Origin of the sequence: Calothrix sp. NIES-2100 (assembly GCF_963875285.1) — a bacterium.
Lineage (GTDB): Bacteria > Cyanobacteriota > Cyanobacteriia > Cyanobacteriales > Nostocaceae > Aulosira.
Genome location: NZ_CAWNLA010000001.1, coordinates 8,883,178 through 8,909,494, shown reverse-complemented (window position 1 = coordinate 8,909,494; position 26,317 = coordinate 8,883,178). Strand labels below are relative to the sequence as shown.

20 protein-coding genes are annotated in these 26,317 nt (G+C 40.6%); 12 read left to right on the top strand and 8 right to left on the bottom strand.

Going from position 1 to position 26,317, the window contains the following annotated elements; translation table 11 throughout:
• Positions 1-901 precede the first annotated feature (901 nt).
• The 5 genes from AACU32_RS36335 to AACU32_RS36315 all read left to right on the top strand — a co-directional run bounded on the left by AACU32_RS36335 (position 902) and on the right by AACU32_RS36315 (position 8,130).
• Positions 902-2,881 (top strand): response regulator, encoded by a 1,980-nt coding sequence (locus tag AACU32_RS36335; RefSeq protein ID WP_096607103.1) that lies wholly within the window; start codon positions 902-904, stop codon positions 2,879-2,881.
• Positions 2,882-3,399: 518 nt separating this feature from the next.
• Complete coding sequence (locus AACU32_RS36330) at positions 3,400-5,100, top strand: DUF3352 domain-containing protein (protein WP_096607102.1); 1,701 nt, start codon at positions 3,400-3,402, stop codon at positions 5,098-5,100.
• A gap of 195 nt (positions 5,101-5,295) precedes the next feature.
• On the top strand, positions 5,296-6,351 hold the full coding sequence (ccsB, locus tag AACU32_RS36325; RefSeq protein ID WP_096607101.1) for a c-type cytochrome biogenesis protein CcsB: 1,056 nt from the start codon (positions 5,296-5,298) through the stop codon (positions 6,349-6,351).
• A 238-nt stretch (positions 6,352-6,589) separates the two neighbouring features.
• On the top strand, positions 6,590-7,390 hold the full coding sequence (locus AACU32_RS36320; RefSeq protein WP_096607100.1) for a hypothetical protein: 801 nt from the start codon (positions 6,590-6,592) through the stop codon (positions 7,388-7,390).
• Between the two features lie 74 nt (positions 7,391-7,464).
• Positions 7,465-8,130, top strand: a complete 666-nt coding sequence (locus AACU32_RS36315; protein ID WP_096607099.1) for a hypothetical protein — start codon at positions 7,465-7,467, stop codon at positions 8,128-8,130.
• A gap of 228 nt (positions 8,131-8,358) precedes the next feature.
• Here AACU32_RS36315 and AACU32_RS36310 read toward each other — a convergent pair whose 3' ends face one another.
• The gene (locus AACU32_RS36310; RefSeq protein WP_096607098.1) at positions 8,359-8,610 is read right to left on the bottom strand and encodes a hypothetical protein; all 252 of its coding nucleotides are present in this window, start codon (positions 8,608-8,610) and stop codon (positions 8,359-8,361) included.
• 65 nt (positions 8,611-8,675) lie between these two features.
• Complete coding sequence (gene sufR / locus AACU32_RS36305) at positions 8,676-9,356, bottom strand: iron-sulfur cluster biosynthesis transcriptional regulator SufR (RefSeq protein WP_096607097.1); 681 nt, start codon at positions 9,354-9,356, stop codon at positions 8,676-8,678.
• Positions 9,357-9,600: 244 nt separating this feature from the next.
• On the opposite strand from sufR, the gene sufB reads away from it, so the two are divergent.
• The 4 genes from sufB (at position 9,601) to AACU32_RS36285 (ending at position 14,570) form a co-directional block, all read left to right on the top strand.
• Complete coding sequence (gene sufB, locus AACU32_RS36300; protein ID WP_096607096.1) at positions 9,601-11,040, top strand: Fe-S cluster assembly protein SufB; 1,440 nt, start codon at positions 9,601-9,603, stop codon at positions 11,038-11,040.
• Between the two features lie 113 nt (positions 11,041-11,153).
• Positions 11,154-11,942, top strand: coding sequence for a Fe-S cluster assembly ATPase SufC (gene sufC / locus AACU32_RS36295; RefSeq protein ID WP_096607095.1), 789 nt, complete (start codon positions 11,154-11,156; stop codon positions 11,940-11,942).
• Positions 11,942-13,276, top strand: coding sequence for a Fe-S cluster assembly protein SufD (gene sufD, locus AACU32_RS36290; protein WP_096607094.1), 1,335 nt, complete (start codon positions 11,942-11,944; stop codon positions 13,274-13,276). The genes sufC and sufD overlap by 1 nt, the downstream gene beginning before the upstream one ends.
• A gap of 31 nt (positions 13,277-13,307) precedes the next feature.
• Positions 13,308-14,570 carry a cysteine desulfurase gene (locus AACU32_RS36285; RefSeq protein WP_096607093.1) on the top strand — a complete coding sequence of 421 codons (1,263 nt, stop codon included), beginning with the start codon at positions 13,308-13,310 and terminating at the stop codon, positions 14,568-14,570.
• Between the two features lie 40 nt (positions 14,571-14,610).
• Here the strand turns inward: AACU32_RS36285 and AACU32_RS36280 are convergent, their stop codons facing one another.
• Both AACU32_RS36280 and AACU32_RS36275 read right to left on the bottom strand, forming a co-directional pair.
• The gene (locus tag AACU32_RS36280; RefSeq protein ID WP_096607092.1) at positions 14,611-14,907 is read right to left on the bottom strand and encodes a hypothetical protein; all 297 of its coding nucleotides are present in this window, start codon (positions 14,905-14,907) and stop codon (positions 14,611-14,613) included.
• A gap of 605 nt (positions 14,908-15,512) precedes the next feature.
• The gene (locus tag AACU32_RS36275) at positions 15,513-15,731 is read right to left on the bottom strand and encodes a hypothetical protein (protein ID WP_339378569.1); all 219 of its coding nucleotides are present in this window, start codon (positions 15,729-15,731) and stop codon (positions 15,513-15,515) included.
• Positions 15,732-15,871: 140 nt separating this feature from the next.
• Between AACU32_RS36275 and AACU32_RS36270 the strand changes: the two genes are divergently transcribed.
• Positions 15,872-17,416 carry a glycosyltransferase family 39 protein gene (locus AACU32_RS36270; RefSeq protein ID WP_096607091.1) on the top strand — a complete coding sequence of 515 codons (1,545 nt, stop codon included), beginning with the start codon at positions 15,872-15,874 and terminating at the stop codon, positions 17,414-17,416.
• Positions 17,417-17,449: 33 nt separating this feature from the next.
• On the opposite strand, the gene AACU32_RS36265 is transcribed toward AACU32_RS36270, so the two are convergent.
• The 4 genes from AACU32_RS36265 to AACU32_RS36250 form a co-directional block, all read right to left on the bottom strand.
• Positions 17,450-18,070 carry a TenA family protein gene (locus AACU32_RS36265; protein WP_096607090.1) on the bottom strand — a complete coding sequence of 207 codons (621 nt, stop codon included), beginning with the start codon at positions 18,068-18,070 and terminating at the stop codon, positions 17,450-17,452.
• A gap of 102 nt (positions 18,071-18,172) precedes the next feature.
• Positions 18,173-18,943, bottom strand: coding sequence for a pentapeptide repeat-containing protein (locus AACU32_RS36260; RefSeq protein ID WP_096608333.1), 771 nt, complete (start codon positions 18,941-18,943; stop codon positions 18,173-18,175).
• 70 nt (positions 18,944-19,013) lie between these two features.
• On the bottom strand, positions 19,014-19,166 hold the full coding sequence (locus tag AACU32_RS36255; RefSeq protein ID WP_339378568.1) for a hypothetical protein: 153 nt from the start codon (positions 19,164-19,166) through the stop codon (positions 19,014-19,016).
• A 652-nt stretch (positions 19,167-19,818) separates the two neighbouring features.
• Complete coding sequence (locus tag AACU32_RS36250) at positions 19,819-22,974, bottom strand: hypothetical protein (RefSeq protein WP_096607089.1); 3,156 nt, start codon at positions 22,972-22,974, stop codon at positions 19,819-19,821.
• Positions 22,975-23,678: 704 nt separating this feature from the next.
• On the opposite strand from AACU32_RS36250, the gene AACU32_RS36245 reads away from it, so the two are divergent.
• The gene (locus tag AACU32_RS36245; protein ID WP_339378567.1) at positions 23,679-25,577 is read left to right on the top strand and encodes a hypothetical protein; all 1,899 of its coding nucleotides are present in this window, start codon (positions 23,679-23,681) and stop codon (positions 25,575-25,577) included.
• A 108-nt stretch (positions 25,578-25,685) separates the two neighbouring features.
• Positions 25,686-26,156 (top strand): BON domain-containing protein, encoded by a 471-nt coding sequence (locus tag AACU32_RS36240; RefSeq protein ID WP_096607088.1) that lies wholly within the window; start codon positions 25,686-25,688, stop codon positions 26,154-26,156.
• The last annotated feature ends 161 nt before the right edge of the window (positions 26,157-26,317 follow it).

Here is a 26,317-nt window from a genome sequence, read left to right as displayed (position 1 = left end):
AAACTTCCTTATTTTGGAATGTTAATTTTGATATTTATGAGCTTTTCTACATTTTTAGTAATTACAGATGTTAGGAAATTCATCTGCAAAAAAACAAAAATGCTCTACATAACATGAGTTACAAAAAAATCAAGCCAAAATGGCTATTTTTTTGGTAATTCTGGTTAGGTCTTAAGCTCATGGCTATCAAATTACAGCATCTTAAAAAAAAAGTACAGTCTTTTTTAAGTTTTTTAAATAAAATCCTGTTAAGTAATAATTTAATCATTATTTATTCAGTGATGATCGGTAATAAAAAATAAATATTTAGAGAGATAAAACTTGATAATTAAAGCATTGTTGGGGGTTTTAAAATTGATATTTTTACTAGTGCATAGTCAAAAAATAAAAGTAATTTTTTATACATTAATACAAGTGTTTAATATCAAGTTACACTGAATAAAATTGAAAAATTTGCTGATAAAGACAAAAAATTTACCGATGATGATATATTTTTTTACAGTAGGAAAATTACGATTTAAAAACAGTCAATAATATAAATCCTTTCTCCAAAAACACACATTTTTATGCATATGTGCGTTTGTACTATAATTTAAGTGTGTGGGAAAACTTTGTTTAAATTTTTTTTAAATTTTTTGGCTCTATGTTTAAATAAATTACTGGTAAACCACAGAGGTAAAACGAAAAGTCACCAGCTAAGAATTCCTTATATCAGAAATTTTCAACGCAAAACACACAAAGATAAAAATTTTAAAAGTCAGGTTGAAAAGGCTAACACTGTTGTACAGAAGTCAATTTTAGTTTAATGATGAGTCTGCTTTACAAGTCCTCAGTTTTTTGATATAGGCGGATTTTTCGGCTATATCTTGAGCAAAACAATAGTTTTTTAATATCAAAATATATGATTAGAGTTTTGCTGGTAGATGACCAAGAATATATTAGAGATTACTTAAAGTCATTGATTCTCAAAGAAACAGATTTAGAAGTAGTGGGAGTAGCAGATAATGGAAAAACCGCTATTCTCCAAGTCGCTAATTTACATCCAGATGTCGCGATTATAGATATGGAAATGCCAGAGATGGATGGTATTAAAGCGACAAAGATTATTAGTGAAAGATTTCCGAAGACGAAAGTTTTAGTATTGAGTGGTTATGACAAGCATCAATATATTCAGGCAGCCTTAAATGCGGGAGCATGTGGTTATATACTAAAAGATGCATCTCCAGGAGAACTGAGAGATTCAATTCGCTTGGTGGAAAAAGGCTATACTCAGTTAGCACCTGGGTTAATTAGTAAAATTATTCCTCAACAGCCAATATCCGATTCACAAATTGTCAATATTCAAAAAAGTTCTGAATTGCCGATGTCAGGAATAGTTATCCAAGAAAATACTCCTACTTTTCTGGATGTAATTCAGACAGAGGAAATTTTACCGAATACAACTCGGTGGGTAGAAGTAGGAGGGCTGTTTTTAATTGCAACTGTTGTCACAGGGGTTATTTTATCTGCGGTTATTCAATATAAAGTAGTTGTGAAAGCACCTGCAAATGTGCGTCCTTCTGGAGAAATACGTTTAGTACAAGCAGCACAAGAAGGAACGGTTAAAAGTATTCTTGTCAAAGAGAATCAGATGGTGAAGACACAAGATATTATTGCCACCATTGATGATAGCCAACTACAAATTAAAAAAAGTCAACTTCTAGGGAATATCCAGCAGAATGAAATGCAACTGATGCAACTGGATGCGCAAATTAGGGCTGTGGATAGACAAATAGCCGCAGAAACAGACCGGAATCAGAGGGCGATCGCATCGGCGACAGCAGATTTGCAACGCACCCAAAGAGAATATCAGCAAACCACTGTCTCGACTAGCGGACAACTAGAAGAAGTCCAGGCAAATATTAAAATTGCTCAGGATGAATTACAAAAAGCCGAATTTGATTTTAAATCAATGCAAGCGAATGTGAAAGCGACAGAAGCAGCATTGAAAGCGGCTAAATTGAAGCGCGATCGCTATCTCAGTATTGCGACCTCTGGTTCAATTTCTAAAAATCAATTGGAAGAGGTGCAACTAGCACTAGAACAGCAGCAACAATCTCTATTGTCACAAAAAGCGACTTTAGAAGCTCAAAAACAAGTGATCGAAAGGCAACAACAAGCTTTAGCCGCAGCTACTAGCAAATACAAACCAGCAGCAGCAGCAACCAATCCTAGTGATGCTATTCTCGCAATGGCACAGGAAAAAATCGCTCAAGAACGTGCCACAGGTGCAGGAAGTTTGGCACGATTGAAGCAAGAAGAAAACAGTTTGAACCAGCGGAAACTCGAACTGCAAAGTATAATTAACAGCGCTAAAAAAGACTTAGGACAAATAGAAAAACAACTGCAATTAACGATGATTCGTTCTCCAGAAACAGGGACTATTTTGAAGTTAGAATTGCGAAATCCGCAGCAATTAGTGCGCCCAGGAGAAGCGATCGCTCAAGTTGCGCCTTCTGAGGCTCCTTTGGTAGTCAAAGCTAATGTCAGCGTGGAGGATATTAGTAAAGTAAAGGTTTGTAAATCGCCAAAAGTTACTGATTGCCAAGAAGGTAAAGTGCAAATGCGAATTTCTGCTTACCCTTACCCAGATTATGGGATATTGCACGGTGCTGTGAGGAGTATTAGCGCCGATGTGATTGAAGAACCTCAAAATAATCCTATGACTGCAACTGCGCCTTATTATGAGGTGACTATTGAACCAGAGAAACTGAATTTACAAAAAGGCGATCGCTCCTATCCCATTCAACCAGGAATGGAAGTCAAGGCGGAAATAATTTCCCAACAAGAAACTTTATTGACATTTATTCTGAGAAAGGCACGGTTGCTGACTAATTTATAGTTCAGTTTGTGTTGATGGTTGACGGTTGATGGTTAACTGGTAACAGCATCGGGATAAATCTTCCGCCGTCCAAAAATTGATGTCGCGACTGTAACTGACTGTCCGTCCTACATCCGCGCCTGTTGCGGCGGTGTGGGACTTGTTGCGTGTTTAAGTAAAAAGTCTCCCTGTTGTTGCTCTTAAGCCAGATTTCATCGGTTTTTTAGCGCGCACTCATGTCACAGTAAAAGCAACTGACTTGCAGCTTTGTCAAGTTAGTTATATCCTCAGATCGCTTGGGATAAGGGATTTACTTTGGGAAAATTTCCACTTTGTCCTGCGAAATAAACTAAAGTGTGTTACCAAAGGTGATTAACCACAAAAACAAGGCTTTGTGTTGTTGGGAAAGTTGATGCTCAAAGGAGCATCACTATCCAGGGTGGATAAATTAATCTTATAGCTGCCCTAGAAGATGGGAAACCTTTTGGTTTACTTGACCAATCAAGTCATAAGTTCGTAAGTATGAGGTATAGGTTTCAATGGCACTGCCTATTGTGTCTGTTCCGATGAAGAAAACAAAGAAACCGTCTTTGGTGCTGACACTCTCTGCTGCTGGATTATTGATAGGTTTGGGGAGTGCAGCATACTGGCTATTAACTCAAGGCCAACCATTTTCCAGAGATTTGCCCGTAGGTGCGACGATTATTCCTCAAGATGCCCTGTTGGCGGTTTCTTTAACCACAGATCCTAAACAATGGCAGCAATTGCGGCAGTATGGGACAAAAGAAACTCAAGCAGAACTGGATAAGAATTTAGTCAAGTTGCGCGATCGCTTTCTCACTAATAATGGTTATGACTTCCAAAAAGATATTCAACCTTGGGTGGGTAACGAAGTCACCCTAGCAATTCTCGCACCCCAAGCTAGTCAACCCGCACCCAAACCAGTTTCGACTAACGCAGAGGCTGTTAGTAGCCAGCAGTCGATGGTTATGGTTCTGCCCATAAAAAACCCCCAAAAAGCTCAAAGCCTATTAGCAGAACCTAAAACCTTAAAACAAAGCAAATGGATTGATCGCACCTATCAAGGATTCGCGATCAAACAAACCGATGGACAAACAGGGGAAAACATCTCCGCAACATTATTAGATGGGCAGTTCTTAGTAATTACTGATAATCCCAAAGCGACAGAACGAGCGATTGATGCTTATAAAAATAAAACCTCTTTAGCAACAAGCGGGGGATTTGGCGAAAATTTTCCTAAAATTGCTAATTACCAACCATTTGCTCAGTTTTATGTCAATGTGCCCACAGCTGCGAGGATAGCGGCAGCTGCACCCAATCGCCAATTACCTGCCCAAGTTTTAGCTCAACTTCAAAATAACCAAGGTTTAGCAGGCACAATTAACTTAGAACCACAAGGAATACGTTTAAAAGGTGTTTCTTGGCTCAACCCAAATAGTCAAAGGGTGCTGGCGGTGGAGAATAAAGCCGGGAGAATGCCAAGCCTAGTTCCCGCCGAAACCTTGATGATGCTTTCGGGCGGGAATTTACAACGGTTGTGGGGAGACTATGTTTTAACATCCCAAGGAAATCCCCTCTCGCCAATCACCCCAGAACAGCTGCGAGGTGGTGTGAAATCCTGGACAAATTTGGATTTAGATCGAGATTTACTGCGGTGGATGAAAGGCGAGTTTTCTTTATCAGTCATTCCCAATATCCCAAAAGATCCTTCTATCGCAAAATTTCGGGCTGGGCTGCTGTTTATGGTACAGGCAAGCGATCGCACTTTAGCGGAAACATCCCTAAAACAGCTCGATGATGTGATGAAAACTCAATACCAGTTTCAAATTCAACCAGGAAAAGTAGCTGGTAAATCCGTTGTCAACTGGGTGGGACTGAATGACAACTTAATCGCTACCCACGGCTGGTTAGATGGAGATGTTGCTTTTTTACTATTAGGTGCGCCGATTGCCGATAAAATCGTTCCCAGACCCAGCAATACCCTAGCCAGCACCATCCCTTTTCAACAAACAGTACCTTCAGAACCCAATCCCACAAATGGTCAATTTTTCTTGGATGTTGAACAGACAGCGAAAAATTTTCCCCTACCAACGTTATTTCCCAATCAGCAAAATTGGTTAGCAGCAACCCGTTCTATTGGTGTGACAACTGCTGTCAGCGACAATCGCAGTACCCGCTATGATATTTTTCTGGCGCTGAAGAAAAGCGATCACTCTTAGGGGCTAGGAAGCAGGGGGACAAGAGGGACAAGGAGGACAAGGAGGACAAGGGAGATCAATAAGAAATGCCCAATGCCCAATGCCCCATGCCCCATGCCCACTTTTAAAAAACCTATGACCCAATAACCTCTAAGCAGCTAGGATCAGAAAAGTCAGAATGAATATTTTTAAAGAATCGACTGGGGAGAACATTTTATGAATCTGGTTGTACTCCAGAACTGGCTGGATAATGCTTCCTTTGCTGTCTTATTCCTCACCATGCTGGTGTATTGGGTAGGGGCGGCTTTTCCGAATCTGCCGGCCTTTGCTGCTATGGGGACAGCTGGAATGGCGATCGCAAATTTGTGTATAGCGACCTTATTAGGGGCAAGATGGATAGAAGCGGGCTATTTTCCTCTGAGTAATTTGTATGAATCGCTGTTTTTCTTGACTTGGGGTATTACCGCCGTTCATCTGATTGCCGAAAATTCTAGTCGCAGTCGCTTAGTGGGAGTGGTAACAGCCCCTGTGGCGATGGGGATTACAGCTTTTGCCACCCTAACACTACCATCGCAAATGCAAGTGGCAGAACCTTTAGTACCGGCACTCAAGTCTAATTGGCTGATGATGCACGTTAGTGTAATGATGTTAAGTTATGCGGCTTTGATGGTGGGTTCATTGCTAGCGATCGCTTTTCTCATTGTCACTCGCGGTCAAAATATCCAACTACAAGGCAGTTCTGTTGGTACTGGTGGCTATCGCAGCAATGGCTATAAGTTACACAAAGCAGGTGAATTAGTTACTGAACCTCAAGTAGCTGCGGCTGAAAATAATGGTTTTGTACGCTATGAAAGCAATAGCAATGGTAACGGTAAAACCGCAGTTTTAGATTTAGTAACTGCGCCGCAGTCGGAAACCGTCACAGATGCTGAATCCCTTTCACCCCAACGGCTGAGTTTAGCTGAGACTCTAGATAATATTAGCTATCGCATTATTGGTTTGGGATTTCCCTTACTGACAATTGGGATTATTGCCGGTGCTGTTTGGGCTAATGAAGCATGGGGTTCTTATTGGAGTTGGGACCCTAAAGAAACTTGGGCATTAATCACTTGGTTAGTTTTCGCCGCCTACCTCCACGCCAGAATTACTCGCGGTTGGCAAGGTCGTCGTCCGGCAATTTTAGCTGCTAGTGGCTTGATTGTTGTTTGGGTTTGCTATTTGGGTGTGAATCTTTTAGGTAAAGGGTTACATTCTTACGGTTGGTTTTTATAGGGAATTTATCCCTTTCTCTGTGAGTAGAGAAGGGGATAATTAATTTTTAAACGCAGATTCACGCGGAGTCAACGCCAAGGTACGCAGAGTTTTGATGAGATTAAATTCTGTATTTAGTTGTTAATTAATATGGTTCAAATTCCAGTTCAGAAATTAACTTTAATTTATAAATTTTAGCGAAAGAATATCTTATAGTTGTACTATATCAATATATTGTAGTAATTTTTGAAAAACAAAGATGAAATATACAGTAAATCTTAAAAAATACAATATTAGTATTAATAAGCATTTATCTGAATACAATTATCTTGAGATGAACGATAATGAGTTAATTATTAAAGATTACAAAGATGATAAAACTGATATAGATAGTAAAGAAAATTCTGAAGTTGATGATATAGATAGTAAAGAAAATTCTGAAGACAAAGAGAATGATAAAAGTAAAAATATATATGAAGAATTGACAGAAACACAGAGAATTATCCTAGGAGCAATTATGTTTACAGGTGGGATAATATTTATATGTATATATTCAATGGCTATGCTTGTACCTATAGTACTCTTATTATTGATACCCATAGCACGTTTATTGATATCCTTGTTGGGATCATTATTTCATGTTTTTCTGACTAATCCTATATTCATGATACCTTTCTTAATATTAAGTTTATACAATTTATATAAATTTATATTTAAACCTTGTAAAATTAACAGAGCATGTGGCTTTTTTAAGCTTTCAAATACATTAAGCTTTGTTGAAAATAAGTATTATCGATTTAAATTTAAAACTAATTGCTCTAGTTGTTGTGAATATCCGCTATCAGATATATCTAAAGTGCTTTGTATTAAAAGTAGTGAAGTCAATAAAAATCAAGGGAATAGAATTTATTATAAATATGAAGTTAAGCTAGTTATGGAATCTAAAAAAATAGTAGTTGATTTATGTAATATCGATGGGATAGAACCTTTCGATAATGAATTAGCAAAAAACATTAGTGATTTCTTAAAGGTAGAATATGAAGTAATTGGGCATCATTAATAAATATCTAGTTCTATATTTTTAGAGCTAAAATACAAAAATTATTTTGCTTAAATATCCCTGAGGAAAAAAACATGAAAGATTATACGAGTAATATATTAAATGACTACTTAAGTATAGACCAATTTAAAAGCAATTATTCTTATGTTGAATATGATGGGGAGGCATTGATTATAAGAAACTTTGATAAAAACAAAAGTTTAAAACAACCTATTATTATAAATACTTTTCTAGAACTAATAAAATCTTCTTTTTTATTGATTTCGGTTTTCGCAATTAGCTTTTTTGTTTATAGCTTGCTATATTATTTACTTACAATGATTTTTAATTCAAGAGATTATGCAAAACATGTAGATGTTCAGATAATAATATTAACTTGTTTGTTGACTTTATACTATATTACTATACCTTGTATTTCTAAATATTTTTATTTTAAAAGCTATGTATGTGGCTTTTTTAGAGATTATAATGTTGTAGTGTTTAATAAGGGTGTAAATTTATTTTTCAATAATATCAGAATTTATAGTAAATATTATGAATATAATTTATCGGATATAACAAAACTTATTTGTGCGAGAACTCCAAATGGAAATAGCATTAGTCTAATGATGGAATCAAAAAAAACGATAATTAATTTAAATTATTTCATCAATGAGGAAAATTGTTTGGGAAAAGATATTAGTAATTTTTTAAATGTGGAGTATGAAGAAGTTGGCATTAATCAAGTCATTCAAAAGTGACGCACGTATTTCTGTACCCACCATTCTAGCGATATTGGTATTATTAGCCCAACAGGGCATGAAACCGAGATACGTTTAAAAACCTGCAAGATGTTCTGAAAAACCTTATCCTGTATAGTTTTGATAATTTAATACAGTAGGGTCAATTTAGATGTGTTTGGTAACGGAAAATCAAGTCTTTTGAGGTCATCTTGCCGTTTGTTGGTCAAGATGTTTAATAAGAAAACCTTACCACTTTAAATAAGCAGCTTCAATTCCCTGTTCTCGCTTAATTTTGCTATCTTTTTCAAACCAAGCAATTACCTGTGCTGTTGTTAATTCTTCTATAGTCACTCCATTTTCTTGGGCAATATGTGTCAAAAGCTTCAGGGATGAAATTGTCAATCTTGTTAAAAACTTTTCTGAAGAAGATAACAAAGCTGCATCTACTTTTGCAGACTCTTCCAAACTTAAAAATTGTTCTGATGGGGAATTTGTCATTGGTCAGTAGTCAGTGCTCAGTGGTCATTATATCTTCCTTGTCCTCCTTGTGCCCCTTCTAGTCCCTAGTCCCGCGCTTGGACTAAATAGCCACAGCGATGTTCGCCATTGATAATCCAGTGGGTGCGCTCTACTGTACAATCGGGGAGGACGGCGGCGAACATTTCTAGTTCATGACCGCAAACGCTAGGAAAAGATTCGGCAACATTAGAAATAGCACATTTATGCTCGATGAAGAGAAAGCGATCGCTCTTTGTGGAATCATCAGGCTCTACAGGATGATACTCTGCCATGAAGCCTTCAGCTTTTCTAAATTCTACTAAATGGGCAACACGTTCTTTTAAGGAACCGTTACCGAGGCGATCGCGATATTCCAGGGCTTTGCGTTCCCATTGTTTTTGTAAAATGTTCTTAACTTGGTCTTTCCCTACCGTTTCTGCTAAAGTATCAAGCAGGGAAACAGCAAAATTTCCGTAACTATCACCCAAGCGATCGCTATCTTGACGATACAGGCGATCGCGTCCTAAAGAACTTAGTTGATAAACATGCTGCGGTCTCCCCATGCCCGCTTGCACCATCGTAGAATACAAAATTAGCTCTTCTGCCTCCAAATCCTTCAGATGGCGGCGAATCGCCTGGGGGCTAATATCTAAGACTTCGGCTAGCTCAAAAGCAGTTGCTTGTGAGTGTTTCAGAAGATATTCCAGAATATCTTGCTTCGTTGAGGACTGGTGGATAGTCGTCATCTTCTCTGCTAGACGCTGCGCGAACGTCCCAAAAAATTTTTTTGAAAATTTGACTTTAACAACATTGTTGTTGTTAATCTAGCGTAAAATGAAGATAAGTTAAACAACACTGTTGTTGTTTTAGTCTCCATTCTTATTTTAACAGCCGTGTAACCACTCTGTAACCCCAGATGGGAATCGGCTAGAACCAAGTCCGTCTCCCATCCTTAAAAGAGATTTCCACGAACACGAGAGATTATTACTAATGAGTGCCACTGTCAAAACCTTAGTCAACCAACCTTACAAGTACGGCTTTATCACCGATATTGAGGCCGACACTATTCCGCGTGGACTAAACGAGGACGTTATCCGCTTAATCTCCGCCAAGAAGAACGAGCCGGAATTCATGCTGGAGTTTCGCCTCAGAGCGTATCGCCAGTGGCAGAGAATGACAGAACCTACTTGGCCTAATGTCAAGTATCCACCAATAAATTACCAGGATATCATCTACTATTCCGCGCCGAAACAGAAAAAACAAAAGCTGGAAAGTTTGGATGAGGTTGATCCCACCCTGCTAGAAACCTTTGAAAAGCTAGGTATTCCCCTAACTGAACAAAAGCGTCTAGCAAATGTCGCCGTTGATGCAATTTTCGATAGCGTTTCCATCGCTACTACATTTAAGGAAAAGCTGGCTAAGGATGGCGTAATTTTCTGTTCCATTTCCGAAGCATTGCAGGAACACCCAGAACTGATCAAAAAATATCTGGGTAGCGTTGTTCCAGTAGCTGACAATTACTTTGCGGCTTTGAACGCTGCTGTATTCACTGATGGTTCTTTTGTCTATATTCCTAAAGGCGTAAAATGCCCGATGGAACTTTCTACCTACTTCCGCATCAACTCTGGTGATACGGGACAATTTGAGCGCACATTGATTGTGGCTGAAGAAGGTAGCTATGTTTCCTACCTGGAAGGTTGTACAGCACCAATGTACGACAGCAACCAACTCCACGCGGCTGTTGTTGAACTTGTGGCGCTGGATAACGCGGAAATCAAATACTCCACAGTGCAAAACTGGTACGCTGGTGATGCTAACGGCAAAGGTGGGATTTATAACTTCGTCACCAAGCGCGGTTTGTGTCAAGGTGTGAATTCCAAGATTTCCTGGACGCAAGTAGAAACAGGTTCAGCAATTACTTGGAAGTATCCTAGCTGCGTGTTGGTTGGTGATAACTCTGTGGGTGAATTTTACTCGGTGGCGCTGACAAATAATATGCAGCAAGCTGACACCGGTACCAAGATGATTCATATTGGGAAAAATACTCGCAGCACAATTATTTCTAAGGGAATCTCTGCTGGTAACTCTAGTAACAGCTATCGCGGTTTGGTAAAAGTTAACCCGAAAGCCCAAGGCGCGAGAAACTATTCTCAGTGCGACTCGATGCTCATTGGCGATAATGCTCATGCCAATACTTTCCCATATATTCAGGTACAAAATAATACTGCGAAAGTAGAGCATGAAGCTTCTACATCGAAGATTGGCGAAGATCAGCTATTCTACTTTGCGCAAAGAGGTATTTCCCCAGAAGATGCTATTTCGATGATGATTAGCGGCTTCTGTAAGGATGTATTTAATCAGCTACCGATGGAATTTGCGGTGGAAGCTGATAAGTTATTGAGCCTGAAGTTGGAAGGTTCAGTTGGATAATCTAGATAATTTACCTTCGTTTCTTCGTGTCTTTGTGGTTAAAAAATATTAACGAACCGCGAAGGCGCGAAGAGCGCAAAGAAAGAAAGAAAGAGAGAGAGAAGAGAGAGAAGATGATTATTGAAAATAGTGAAGTTGTGCTGTCAGTTAAGGATCTGACAGCTACAGTTGATGGAACGCCGATTCTTAAAGGTGTGAATCTGGAAGTTCGTGCCGGCGAAATTCATGCGATTATGGGGCCGAATGGTTCTGGTAAAAGTACGTTTTCTAAGGTGTTAGCCGGACATCCAGCATATCAGGTGACTGGTGGCGAGGTAATTTTTCAAGGACAAAATCTGCTGGAATTGGAACCAGAGGAACGCGCCAGAACTGGTGTATTTTTAGCGTTTCAATATCCTTTAGAAATTCCTGGTGTCAGCAATTTAGATTTCTTGCGGGTGGCTTATAATTCTCGTCGCAAAGCACAGGGTTTAGAAGAATTGGATGCTTTTGATTTTGACGATTTGGTAGAGTCAAAGTTGGAAGTGGTGAAGATGAATCCATCTTTCCTCAACCGCAGTGTGAATGAAGGGTTTTCTGGTGGTGAGAAAAAGCGCAATGAAATTTTGCAAATGGCGCTGCTAGAACCGAAGTTAGCAATTTTGGATGAAACCGATTCGGGTTTGGATATTGATGCTCTCAAGATTGTAGCTGGTGGTGTAAACCATCTGGCAAGTCCAGAAAATGCCACAATTTTGATTACCCACTACCAGCGGTTACTCGACTATATTGTGCCCGACTTTGTCCATGTGATGGCGCATGGGCGGATTCTCACCAGCGGTGGTAAGGAATTGGCGCTAGAGTTGGAGTCTCGCGGTTATGACTGGGTGTTGGAAGCAGATGCGGTTGAGGTGGGTGTGTAATGACTATTCAAGTTTCTCCCAGTTCTATTGCTAATTTGTTGGATAAGGATGAGGATTTAACTGGGTTATTAGCACAGGTAACTACCCAAAAAGCAGCAAGTTGGTTAGAAGGTTTACGTCAAGGTGCTGCTGATGGGGTTCGTCATGCGAATATCCCTACCACCCGCGAGGAAGAATGGCGCTTTACTGATTTGTCAGGGTTGCGCAAGGTGGAATTTCAGCTAGGGAAGCAAATTCCGACTGATATTTCGGCGTTTGCTTTACCAGAAGCGGCGAATAGTCGCTTGGTGTTTGTTAATGGTGTGTATGCGCCAGAGTTGTCAGCTATTGATTTACCTCAAGGTGTGGTTGTCGGAAATTTGACAGCTTTATCGGCTGAGGTACAGGAAAATGTTAGCAAGTATTTGGCTAAAGCTGAGGGAGCGCAAGAAGTTTTTACGGCGCTGAATACTGCTGGGTTGGCTGATGTGGCAGTGGTATTGGTGAGAAAGAATGTAGTCGTTGAAACACCAATTCATTTGTTGTTTGTTGCTGTTGCTGGGGAAGAAGCGACGATTTCTCAGCCGCGTTGTTTGGTGGTGGCGGAAAGTGGTTCTCAGGTGACTTTGGTGGAAGAGTATAGGAACCGCAGAGGCGCAGAGGGGGGAGTTTACTTTACGAATGCGGTGACGGAGATTTGGGTGGCTGAGAATGCCGAAGTGAGTCACACTAGGGTTGAGCGGGAAGGTGGAGAGGCTTTTCATATTGGGAAAACTGCGATCGCTCAGGCGCGTGATAGTCGCTATACTTGTAACGCGATTAGTTTTGGTGGGAAGCTGTCACGCCATAATTTAGAGGTTTTACAAACTGGTGAGCAAACGGAAACGACACTCAACGGTTTGACGATGATTTTTGGTAATCAGTTAGCGGATACTCACAGTGCGATCGCGCTGAATCATCCCTATGGTAAAAGTGAACAATTGCATAAGTGTATTGTAGGCGATCGCGCTCATGCAGTATTCAACGGTAAGGTTTTTGTTCCTAAGCCAGCACAGCTAACAAACGCAGCCCAATTAAACCGGAATTTGCTACTATCATCTAAAGCGAGAGTTGATACCAAACCTCAACTGGAAATTACCGCAGATAATGTGAAGTGCGCTCACGGTGCTACTGTTAGCCAGTTGGAGGATGATGAAATATTCTATCTCCAAAGTCGGGGCATTGATGAAAATGCTGCCCGGAATTTGTTAATTAACGCTTTTGCTGCCGAAATCATCAATAAAATACCCGTTGCTTCCCTGCGACAAAGCCTATTAACCACAGTCAATAGTCTTAAGTCATCCAATGACAAATGACAAATGACAAATGACAAATGACTAATCACCAATGACTTTTACTTCTACCAAAACTCTAGCCGATTTAGTTCGCGCTGACTTCCCGATTTTGCATCAAGAAGTCAACGGTAAACCCTTAGTTTACCTAGATAATGCGGCTACTTCCCAAAAACCTCTCCAGGTGTTAAATACCCTGCGAGATTATTACGAAAAGTATAATGCTAACGTCCATCGAGGCGCGCATATTCTCAGCGCTCAAGCTACTGATGCTTATGAAGGCGCTAGAGATAAAGTTGCCAAATTTATTAATGCTGCATCGCGTCAAGAAATTGTCTACACCCGCAACGCGAGTGAAGCGATTAACTTGGTGGCGTATAGCTGGGGAATGAATAATTTGCAGCCAGGAGATGAAATTATTCTGTCGGTGATGGAACACCACAGTAATATAGTTCCTTGGCAATTTGTGGCACAAAAAACGGGTGCGGTACTCAAATTTGTTGAACTGACTCCAGAACAAACTTTTGATTTTGAACAGTTCAAAACACTAATTTCTGATAAAACTAAATTAGTGTCAGTAGTTCATGTTTCTAACACCTTGGGTTGTATAAATCCAGTGAAAGAAATAGCTGCGATCGCTCACAGATACGGTGCGAAATTCTTAATGGATGCTTGCCAAAGTGTGCCTCATATGCATATCGATGTGCAAGCAATAGACTGTGATTGGTTAGTCGCCTCTGGGCATAAAATGTGTGCCCCGACGGGGATAGGCTTTTTGTATGGCAAATTAGAACTGTTAGAATCTATGCCGCCATTTTTTGGTGGTGGTGAGATGATTGCTGAAGTATATTTAGATCATTCCACCTATGCGGAATTACCCCATAAATTTGAAGCGGGTACGCCAGCAATTGGGGAAGCGATCGCGCTCGGTGCAGCAATCGATTATCTTACTAATATAGGTATGGATAAAATCCATGCTTATGAAGCCGAATTAACAGCTTATTTGTTCCAACAATTAGCGCAAATTCCCCAAGTTCAAATTTACGGGCCGAAACCGGATGCTAATGGTGAAGGTAGAGCCGCTTTAGCCTCGTTTACCGTAACAGATGTTCATGCAAATGACCTATCTACATTATTAGATCAAGAAGGCGTTGCCATCCGTTCTGGACATCACTGCACTCAACCATTACACCGTTACTTAAATGTAGCGGGAACCGCACGGGCAAGTTTATATTTCTACAATACCCGTGAGGAAATTGATATTTTTATCAAAGCCTTGAAGGAGACTCTTGATTTTTTTGCAGGAATATTTGCTTAATTTCAGCTGGGCATTGCCCAGCTTTTTTAATCTGCAAATTTTAAACTTTCTCTAACTGTTCAATTTCTGCACCTGCAATTAAATTCTTCAGATAGTCGCGGGTTTCAGCGAAGGTTAAATACAAAAAATTATTGTGCTGAATCAGTATCTCGTATTGATCGATAATGACATTATTAGCATCTTCACGCCAACTCAGACCGTCAATTAATCCTAAATTACAAGCCTTGTTTCCCATCTCACCAATTTCTAAGAGTATCTCTTTATATTCCGGTTTGAGTTTCCCAGTTCTAATCATCTCATCAAGTAGGGCTTGATATTCAGTATTCGCTTCACTCATGAATCGTATAAATTTTAGCAACAAGCACCTGTAATTATAACCGCTAAAAATTAAAATTACTGAAATTGAGAAACAGCCCATTCACGCACGCGGTTATGCGCCACTCCTGAACCTGTGCGATGATAAGCTTCGAGAGCAGATTGGCTCTGTTGAACCATTTCATCTTCAGTAAGCGATTATAAGGGCACAACACCAACGAATTACCTGCCGATGCGTAGACGCAAAGCGGCTTGTCGTAGACATCGCATTGCCAATCAATGCATTTGTAGGGGCGGGGTCTCCCCGCCCTTGACGATGATTTATGACACAAAATCAATATCCCCAAATGTATCGCGTCCTTCAATGAAGGAAAACCTTTGAGCATTAATTAAAAGACCTAGGGCGGGGAGACCCATACGTGTCAACTTAACGTGAAACTCTTGCCAAGACGTGATTTTGAACTCACTCGCTTACCATCACTCAACGCGTCACCCCACCCCTCAATCCCCTCCCCTTGCCAAGGGGAGGGGATTGAGGGGTGGGGTAAAATGCCTGTGGAATATGCGTTTTGACTTAAGTTGACACCAATGGGGGAGACCCCGCCCCTACGGGATGAAATGCGATGTCTACGACAAGCAGCTAACGCTAATGCGTCTACGCATTGTTACCCGATGCAATTCAATTGCAGGGCGATGCATTAATATAACAAGGCGATGCAATTCAATTGCAGGGCGATGCAATTCGATTGCAGAGCGATGCAACTCAATTGCAGGGCGATGCAATTCAATTGCAGGGCGATGCAACTCAATTGCAAGGCGATGCAACTCAATTGCAGGGTGATGCATTAATATAACAAGCCTCGGCGATCGCACAATCTACCAGTTGTACTGATTCAAAACTATAAACACAGTTGACCTATTAATCATTACTCAAGCCAAAAATTTCGTTGACAGGCGTTACTCTTGCCAAGATTGAGGTGATTGCGATGAGGAGTGAATACCGTCAGTGGGTGAAAAACAGTATTAGTTCTTATTTTCCGCTTATTGCTATAACAATTTTAGGTGCATTGCTTCGCTTTCATCAGTTAGGAAAAGAACCTCTATGGTTTGATGAAGCAGCTACTTTACGCTTTGCACAAATGTCACTCTCTCAACTTTGGAGTGAAGACGCTGTCAGAGAAACAAATCCACCGCTTTATTATACGCTTCAACATTTCTGGCTAGTTTTTGGACAGTCAGAAGCAGCATTACGTTCTCTCTCAGCTATTATTGGGATAATTAATATACCACTCCTATACTTGCTAGGCCGGATACTAGGAGGTCATTGGCTAGGATTGGTTGCATCTGCACTGCTTGCAACTTCAGCGATTAATATTCAATATAGTCAAGAAGCACGAACCTATGCACTGCTAACTGCGGCTGCTACATTATCAATATCGGGTTTAGCATATCTACTGACTAATCCAGCTAAAGCGATCGCACCAATTGGTCAAGGGTTCATTTCTAGTCTACAAGGCTCTGTTAGTATTCAAGGTAAACTTGACAATTTGTCATCTGATTTAGCTTGGCTGGCCTATTTGATTGGTGTGTCCTTTGCTCTTTATTGCCACAATACAGCATTACTACTATTTATATTAGCTAATGTTATTGCTCTTGTTTGGTGGGCAACAACTGGTTGCTGGAGAAAGCAATTTTTTTTGAATTGGATAGTTGCTAACTTAATCCCTATTCTCCTCTGGTTTTGGTGGCTACCAAAAATATTGAGACAGACGGTAGTTACTCTTCAGGAATTTTGGATTCCTTCTCCGACAGTACGCACTTTGATAAAGACTTTGATCGCGCTTTATGGTAATAAATATTATTTCCTCATACTTTTAGGTTTAGCATTATTAGGAATTTGGTCTTGGCGACATCAATTAATTAAAATAAATTTAACAATTACTTTTGGTATTGGTACTATTCTGCTAGCATTTTTAATCAGTCTTTGGCGACCAATTTTTATTACGAGAATTTTCCTCTGGACGACCATACCATCTTTTGTACTGATTGCTGCTGGTGTCTTGAGTTTTCGCAAAAAACTATTAATTGCTATATCATTAGCAACTTTACTAAGTATACAGATGATTAATACAGGACAATATTACCAATATGCCCATAAAGAACCTTGGAATTTAGTAGCATCTTATATCCAATCTTCGATAAAATCAGGTGATACAGTTGTGTTATACCCAACTTTAATAGAGATGCCATTTAATTACTATTTCCCAGCATCTCAGCAAATAAATCAGTATGGACTGCTATCCACTATTTTAAATGAGCGAATTTTTATAGATACGCAATTACCTAAAATATCAAATAATGAATTATTCAATAATCACAAATTTCAGCGAATTTGGTTAGTGATGAGAAATCGTCTTCGTGTAGACCCAAAGGATTCATTAATATCCAATATGAGACAAAAAATGACTCAGGTAGAAAAGCGTAATTTTGGTAGTAATATTGAAGTATTCATATTTGAAAAACTCGACTGAATAAGAGTAAAAAGCAAAATTACAGAGCGATGGCTATAGCATCCATGCAGCTTGAAAAAAGTCACGCTCGCAGAACATGGCGTAACGATAGGTAGAGTGTACCAACGGTGTGGCGCTAGCGTAATTGTCAACTAAACTTTCCAATTGTTGTGTCAAAGGTTGAAAATCTGCGCTGCTGTATGTCTCAATCCAATTTGCATATAAATGATTAGGAATACCATTAACAGCTAACTGTTCTCCCAAAAAAGCATACAGGCGCATACATGGAGACATCGCCGCAGCAGTTAAACCTACATCCCCACCCCAAGCAGTCGCTAATAAAAAGTCAGTGTAGCGACGGGTTGCTGCGCCTGGTTCTACAGCACGTAAATTGACACCCCATTGCGCAGCATAGCTTTCATGTAGCTTTAGTTCCTGCAAAACTCCATCAGCTAGGGCGTGAAATGTAGTGAATCCTAGCCAGTCTGGTGCTTTAGCGGCGGCGATGCTGTAAGCACGAGCAAAAGCTTCTAAGAAAAAAGCATCTTGTCCGACATAATAAGCAAATTTTTCCGGCTCAAGACTACCATTACCAATGCCTTGCACAAAAGGATGCTCTAGACAAGCTTGGGCTAAATCTTGATTTGCTGTCCATAATTCAAGGGATAGGGGCATTTGTCATTTGTCATTTGTAAAGAAGGCAATAGTCAACAGTCAACCGTCAACCGTCAACAGTCAACAGTCATTTTTCCTCCTTGTCTCCCTTGTCTTGCTTCCCTAAAAGGGAAAGAACTGTAATAAGACCGAACCAAGACTACCTACAAAGTCAAAAAAGCTGGGTTTGCCAACATTCACTTTACCATCTGGGGGTGTTTGTAGTTCTTTAATAAATGCTTGCGCTGTTTGGATACCAGGAGCATTTTTTTGCTCTGTAAAGATTTTGGCTGCAATCTCCGCATCTTTGAATGCACCTGGTCTATCTAATACTTGGTAACGGGCGACACCACGGGCTAGGTAAGCTTCGGCGTATTCGGTTTTGGCTGCGATCGCTTGGTTAAAATAATCAATAGCTTGTTGTGTATTGCCTCTTTGTGCTTCTGCTACACCCCAAGCATAAAACTCTTCGGGTGTGGCAATTTGTGCTGGTATGCCAATTGCACCCTGAAGATAAGTACTATTCAGGTTTACTCCAGTTAATTCTGCATTGACTAGATAGGAGTTTCTTAAGTCTGTACTTGCCAAATTTGCACCAGCGAGTCTAGCCGCGCTGAGGTTCACGCCGAATAAACTAGCACCAGTCAAGTTTGCACCCCGCAAATCAGCACCAGTCAAGTTTGCACGGCTGAGGTTAGCACCTGCGAGATTGGCTCCGCTTAAATTGGCTCCAGTTAAGTCAGCCAATACTAAACCAGCGCCTATCAAGTCACAGTTCTGACATTGTTTCGTCGCTAATAATTGTCTAATATGTTCGGAATTTGCGGCTTCGACTCTCGTTGTCAAGCCGATTATTGTTAAAAATAGAGTTGTGGCTAAAATTTGGCTTTTCATATTCTCTGCTGCCATAATTTATACTTCAGCCTATGATATGAATAATCTTAGCTATGCGCCACAATTAGTATTAAAGATTACCAACAACTTGGGTTAACTTGAACACTTGATGAGGATGTAAGTTGATGCTGCCAGTTGTCTGTTTGGGAGCAGCGCCAGTCAAACCTGTAAATAGACTAAGGCTTAAGGTGAGGCCAAGGGCCAGTAATAATTTTTCGAGCATAAAAGTTACTCCTCATACTTGCCACGTAATAACCGAGGATTATTCTCATTGTAAGTATTATTTATTTTTACCCAAAGCTAAGTGATAAACACTGCGATTTCCTGTGATATATGTCTGATAGCTTTGTGATAGCGATCGCACATCAATACACTGCACTTCTTAACTAGATAGCCTACAAGCATTGTGGCATCAGGGAAAAGCTTCCAAGGTACAAGAGTTAGAAATTGTTACTTAGCTATTTTTGTCAGCGCAAAAGCCTCCATGTACCAACTTAAAAACTGTCACAATGAAGTTACCTGGCTTGAAGTTATATGTACTTTTTTATACAAAACTTAGTTAAAAATTATTGCGATCGCCAGATATGATGGTTCCCAAACTCATCAATTAAATTTTGAAACTAAATAAAACTAAATCTTGGGACTGACAAAAAATAAATTACCCATATTCCGTAGTGCGAGCATCTTGCTCGATGAATGAACATCAGCTCGCGAGACGCTCGCACTACAAATTTATTGGGTATTTAAAAAATTGGATGTCCCCTTTAGAAAAAATAAGCCTGCTCGCAACCTGAAATATAGGCGAAGCAGGCTTATTTTTTGTTTTATGAACTCCGCAGACTTAGGCGAAGTGAATTACATAGATATGCAAACCTTTAGCTGATGAAGTTTAACCCACCTGTGGCGGCGATGACACCAGCGATCGCACTCGCAACCAGAGAAGTTAACGCTGTTCCAAATAACCACCAAGCAGCAGAGGCGACGGTTTTTTTGGTTTCTTCAACTTGCTTTTTGGCTTGGTGTTGGATGGCTTTGATGCGTTTTTGCGCTTCCTGTTGGATGCGTTCGCCGCGTTGGAGTACGCTATCTCGCGCTGCTTCGATTTGATCGATGATGCGGTTAGCGTCTTCCTCGGAAATATCCTGGCGTGAACTGATCAGCGCCACTAGGGTATCACGATCAAAGTTGCTGAGGCGATCGCGTAAGGCTTCAAATCCAGCTTGGGGATCGTCAAAGACTTTTGCAAAGTCTTGCTTGATGTTTTCGTAGTTAAGTTCTGGACGATCCAGGGAGTTGAGATACTCGCGAATTTTACCAAAGGAACTATCAAGCACCGATTGTACTTTTTGCTGAATCTGCTGATATTGCTGACTCAAGGTGTCGCGCACAGACTCGATTTGATCGACAATGCGGTTGGCTTCTTCTTCTGAGATATCTTCCCGTTGGGATAATAAACTGACAATGGTTGAACGGTCGAATTTGGATAGGCGATCGCTTAAATTTCCAATTCCCAATCGTGGATCTTGCAGCAGTAATTGTAAATCGCGCTTGATACTGTCTGGGTTGAGTTCTTCTTTATTGGTGTGACGCAGGTAATTTTCCAGACTCTTACCAAAGTCTACAACTTGTTGGCTGGTGCGGTTTGCCAAGCGTCGTGGCGCTTTGACAATATTATTAATCGCATCTTGGACTTGATCGATAGTCTGATTAACTTGTTCTTCGCTCAAGTTTCCGCGTTGGCTGAGGAGTTGTACCAAAGTATCACGATCAAATTGGGATAAGCGATCGCGTAACGCCACAGCACCTTCTTTCGGATCGGAAAGTAGGGTTTCTAAATCTTGGCGAATACCTTCAGGGTTGAGTTCTTCCAGATTAGTATTGCGGAGATATTCAGCAATTTTGGCGCTAGTTTGCTCGTATTGTTCTTTGGCTTTATCTGCTAATACTTGGGGTGCTTGCAAGATGTTATCGCGTACACCTTCTAACTGATCGATAATTTGATTAATCTGTTCTTCGCTCAAATCTTGACGCTGAGAGAGCAGTTGTACCAAAGTATCACGGTCGAATTGGGAAAGGCGATCGCGTAACGCAGCAATTCCTGCTTGTGGGTCTTCGAGTAAAGTTTGAAAATCGCGTTTGATACCTTCAGGATTGAGTTCTTCCTTGTTAGTATTTCGCAGATATTCTTCTACTCGTTGGCGCAGTTCAGCAGTTTTAGCTTGTGCTTGGTCTTGCAATTCTCTAGCACTATTCAATACAGAATCACGAGTGCTTTCGAGTTGGCTAATAATATTATTAGCTTCCTCTTCACTGATGTCTTGACGTTGCTGGAGAACTTGGACAAATGTCTCACGGTCAAATTGTGAGAAGCGATGTCTTAAATCTTCCAAACTTGCTTGTGGATCTTCTAGCAACTCAGAAAAATTCTGCTGAATATTTTCTGGTTTGAGTTCTTCTTTCCCTGTGGAACGCAGATAATTTTCAATCTGAGTCCGCACATCTTGCCATTTTCCTCTTGTTGTTTCTTGTTGGACCGTTTGTAAAACTTCTTGGCGAATACTTTCTAGCTGTTGAGCAATTTCTTTTACTCTCTCTTCACTAATATCGCCTCGCTTTGTTAGCAAGTTGGTAAGATACTCTGAATTGATTTCTGACAACTCTCGGCCAGTAGTTGCAGGATCTGCTTGTGGATCGTAGATGACATCTTGGAATTCATCTTTGATTGTCAGGCGGTTAAAATGCCAAGGGAAAGAATTGGAGATGTATTCCTCTACATCTACTTTAATATTGTTGCGGTTTGATGTTGGTAACTTTTCGGTGATTTGTTCGCTAGTTTTATCTGTGAACTTTTGCAGTTCGCTGGTGATTTTGTCAACGTCTATATCTTGAACTTTGTCTTTCAGCTTTTGTAATTGATTGGTAATTTTGTCCACATCTATATCAGAGAGATTAACTCTATCTAATACCAATGGGACAGCCGCACCCACGCCATATTGCACAGCTTGCTTGAGTCCACCATTGCTACTACCATTACCATTTCCTCTACCGCCAACTCCAACCAATTGCTGAAGTCGTTCACCTAAATTTTCTGATTTCAATTCTTCAGGTGTAGCAGATTTGAGCAAATTAATGACTTGCTCTGTGGGATTTTTGCGAGATGAAGCTTGTTTCCAAGCAGCTTCTAATTGATCGGCAATTTTATTAATATCGCCTTTAGACAAATTTACGCGATCGCTAATTAAATCCACAAAGGTTTGGCGATTTACATTGCGGAGTGCATCGCTATTAGCAATATCCTGGAAATCGACATCTTTGAGTATCTGCTGAAATTGATTGCCAATTTCTTTGACATTCAGGTTTGGTACTTGCAGAGACTTTAAGGAACTCTGTAATGTATTCTTAATACTGTCAGGGTCAAAACCTGAAGTTAATTCCCGGCGCACAGCCGCTGTGATTTCCTCAGCAGTGGAAACCATTTGTTTTTGTGCTAAATTTGCACCGATACCAGCAGTTGCTGTACTAGTTAGGGTTTGCAAACCAGAAGTAAAGGTGTTAGCAAGAGAACCAATTAAGGAACCTACTGTAGATGAACCTAACCAAACTACCAAAAAGAAAAAGGTAGACCAGATAACTACACCGATAATGGCTCCAAATAAGGCACTTTGAATTAAACTCAGTTTAACTGCTAAAAAACTAGCAGCAAATATCGAAATCGTCGAGGTAATTAATGCCCAAATCCCAATTTTAGATTCTACGGCGCGAATTTTATGCCCCAAACTTTCGGAGCGATCGTCATCATCATCGTCATCAATATCCCATGATGAAATGCCTGCGGCTACAGAAAAATTTGTTAACAGTAATTGAAAGGCTAATGCCATTAAAGTACCAGCCAAGAATGCAACGAAAAATTTTGGACTGGAAAAGACAACAGACACTCTTTCTGGACTGATAACTTCTGGTATACCGCTGGTGGATGTTACTCCCAACGGTAGCCAGTCCCATCTCAATATAGTTTCAAAATTTTGAACCATAGTATTTACTCTCTTCCGTGCGATGAATAAAATTCCATTTCTTGAGAAAATGGCTTATTTATCAGTCTAGAAAGCAGTTATAAATAGATACACTTTCCTAAGTAATAAATTTATTAATCAAAAGATATACTTCTTGTTGACTTAGTATATATGAGGCTAAAATTTTATTTTTGTAATAAAACGTAGGCATTGCCCAGCCGACAATTAAGCTAGTGATTTTATTAATTCAATTCACGGACAATATTCACAAAAAAAATTTTTTATCCGGAACAAGCCTATTTGATATCAAATTTAAATATGAGAAACCCTACCTATGAGTTAAATTTATTTTGTTTTTGAGGTTACAAAAATATTGGCAAATGTTAATAATTGTAAAAATTGTCTAGCAGTCTGATTTGATTGGTGAAAATCAGTAGGCTTCACATACCCGAATTCTTTAGTTAGTCGGGGTTCAAGTTGTGAGCGCAGAATTTAGAATTGCTATAAATCTGGAATTGTTTATATAAAACAACTCATGAAAACAGATTTCAAAGTTATATATTTGGATATATTTTGCAGATTTTTAATTTATCTATATCCAATGATAGATAAATAATTTCTTCCAAATGATTGATGAAAATTAATTTAAAAAACAGCATAAATAGAACTATCGAGCTTAATAAATTAGCTGTTTTAAGTAATTTTCTTATTTCCAGGAGAAACAAATGGTTGTAGTAACTAGACGTGCTATAGGCGTATTTCATAATCGTAGTGATGTTGAGCAAGCTCTGCGCGAGTTGGGCAATGCTGGGATTGTCATGGATAGAGTATCAGTAGTTGCCAGAGATGGAGACAATAACCGTGAAATTGCTGGAACGCCAGTAGAAGAGCGCGTCGGCGATAAAGCTGATGAAGGTGCAAAAGTCGGCGCAGTTTCCGGTGGTGCATTGGGTGGTTTGACAGGCTTGTTGGTTGGTCTTGGTACTTTAGCAATCCCCGGAATTGGCCCCATCATGTTGGCTGGCGCAGCAGCTACAGCCTTGGCTACAACTATAGCTGGTGGTGCCATCGGTGCGGCAGCTGGTAGTTTACTTGGCGGATTAATTGGTTTAGGAATCCCCGAAGAACAAGCCAGAGTTTACAACGAAAGAGTTGAGCGAGGCGGTTATTTAGTAATTATCGATGGCACAGACGAAGAAATTGCTAGAGCCGAACCTATTCTGCGCCGTTGGAATATTGAAGACTTCAATGTTTATGACAGACCACGCAGCGAATATGATGTTCCTGGTGCTCCTGTTGCTCCCGTTGGTACTCCTGTTGGTACTCATGGAGATGTTCGGGCAAATAGAAGAGCGATTGGTGTATTTGCGCACCGACGCGATGCAGAAGCAGCACTGACAGAACTGCGAGATGCTGGTTTCCCCATGAGCCGAGTCTCAATCATTGGCAAAAACACAGATGGCGATCGCATTGCTGGGGTGAATACTGGTGTAGATAGAAACGTCGGCACTGGGAATAAAGCAGATGAAGGTGCGAAAGCAGGTGCAGCTACAGGCGCAGCATTGGGCGGTTTAGGTGGTTTATTGGTCGGTTTGGGTGCATTAGCTATCCCCGGAGTCGGCCCTGTAATTGCTGGAGGCGCAGTAGCTACAGCCTTAGCCACAACAGCCGCAGGTGGTGCGATCGGTGCAGCCGCAGGTGGGATTACAGGCGGATTGGTCGGTTTAGGAATTCCCGAAAATCGGGCGCGAGTGTATAGCGATCGCTTCCAACGCGGTGACTATATTGTCATGGTCGATGGTACAGAATCGGAAATTCACCAAGCTGAAGCCATTCTCAAACGTCGGGGAATTGAAGAATTCGCCGTTTATGATGCCACTGATTTAGATCGAGTGCATCACCACGATCGCCCAGTTGGTGACCTTCATACAGGTGGCGTGCATACAGGTAACGTTCACGCAAATAGAAGAGCGATTGGTGTATTTGCGCACCGACGCGATGCAGAAGCAGCACTCACAGAACTGCGCGATGCTGGTTTCCCCATGAGCCGAGTCTCAATTATTGCCAAAAACACAGATGGCGATCGCATTGCTGGGGTGAATACTGGTGTAGATAGAAACCTTGGCACTGGCAATAAAGCAGATGAAGGTGCTAAAGCAGGTGCAGCTACAGGTGCAGCCTTGGGCGGTTTAGGTGGTTTATTAGTCGGTTTGGGTGCATTAGCTATCCCCGGAGTCGGCCCTGTAATAGCTGGGGGTGCAGTAGCTACAGCCTTAGCCACAACAGCCGCAGGCGGTGCGATCGGTGCAGCCGCAGGTGGAATTACAGGCGGATTGGTCGGTTTAGGAATTCCCGAAAATCGGGCGCGAGTGTATGGCGATCGCTTCCAACGCGGCGACTATATTGTCATGGTCGATGGTACAGAATCGGAAATTCACCAAGCTGAAACTATCCTCAAACGTCGGGGAATTGAAGAATTTGCCGTTTATGACGCTACTGATTTAGACCGAGTGCATCACCACGACCGAAATGTTGTTGATACTTCTCGCATCAATCATCCAGCTGAATTGGGTAGAGATGAGCCAGCTGTGTTGATTGTTGATCGCCGAGATGAAACCCTATAGGGCGCATAAATTTCAGTAATTGGAGCAAGAGTCAAAAAACTTGCTCCTGCTTCCTCCCACACACCTCAGCACAAACCAAAATTCGCATTTTATACCAAGAGCAAAGAAATGAAAAAACTAACACCTTTCTTAATTAGCAGTCTTCTAATTTTCGGTGCTGTTGCTTGTAATAATACTGAAAAAACAAGTGAATCAGCACCTAATAATCCCAACGAAGCAGTGCAAAAACCAGATGCTCAAGCAACGGAAGCTGCTCAAAAAGATGCTCAAAGCGAGACTCGCCGCAGACAATTAAATTCTGATATTCGCGCTCGTGAACAGCGGAACAACACTACTGGCGGCGATACAAACAGAGCTACAGGTGACCTTGCTAGCGAAGTTCGCTCTAAATTAGAGGCTAATATTCCTAATGGCGCTCTTACAGTTGAAGCTGCCAAAGATGGTACAGTTACTGTTGGTGGAACTGTAAATAATCAGCAACAGTTCGATAAAATTGTACCTTTATCAAAGGAGATTAAAGGTGTGACCAAAGTAGTGGTAAAAGCAGTAGTTGCTCCGCCAACTCAGCAAAATAGATAACAATAGGGAGTTCCAAGTAAAAAAAATGTTCACAGTTGACGGTTGACTGTTAACTGTGAACCGTCAACAATCAACGACTTTTTAATAAAAACCAAAGCCTGTAATCAAAAAATATTATATAATTGATTATAGGCTTTTGTCGCGATTGCAATGATTTTTAA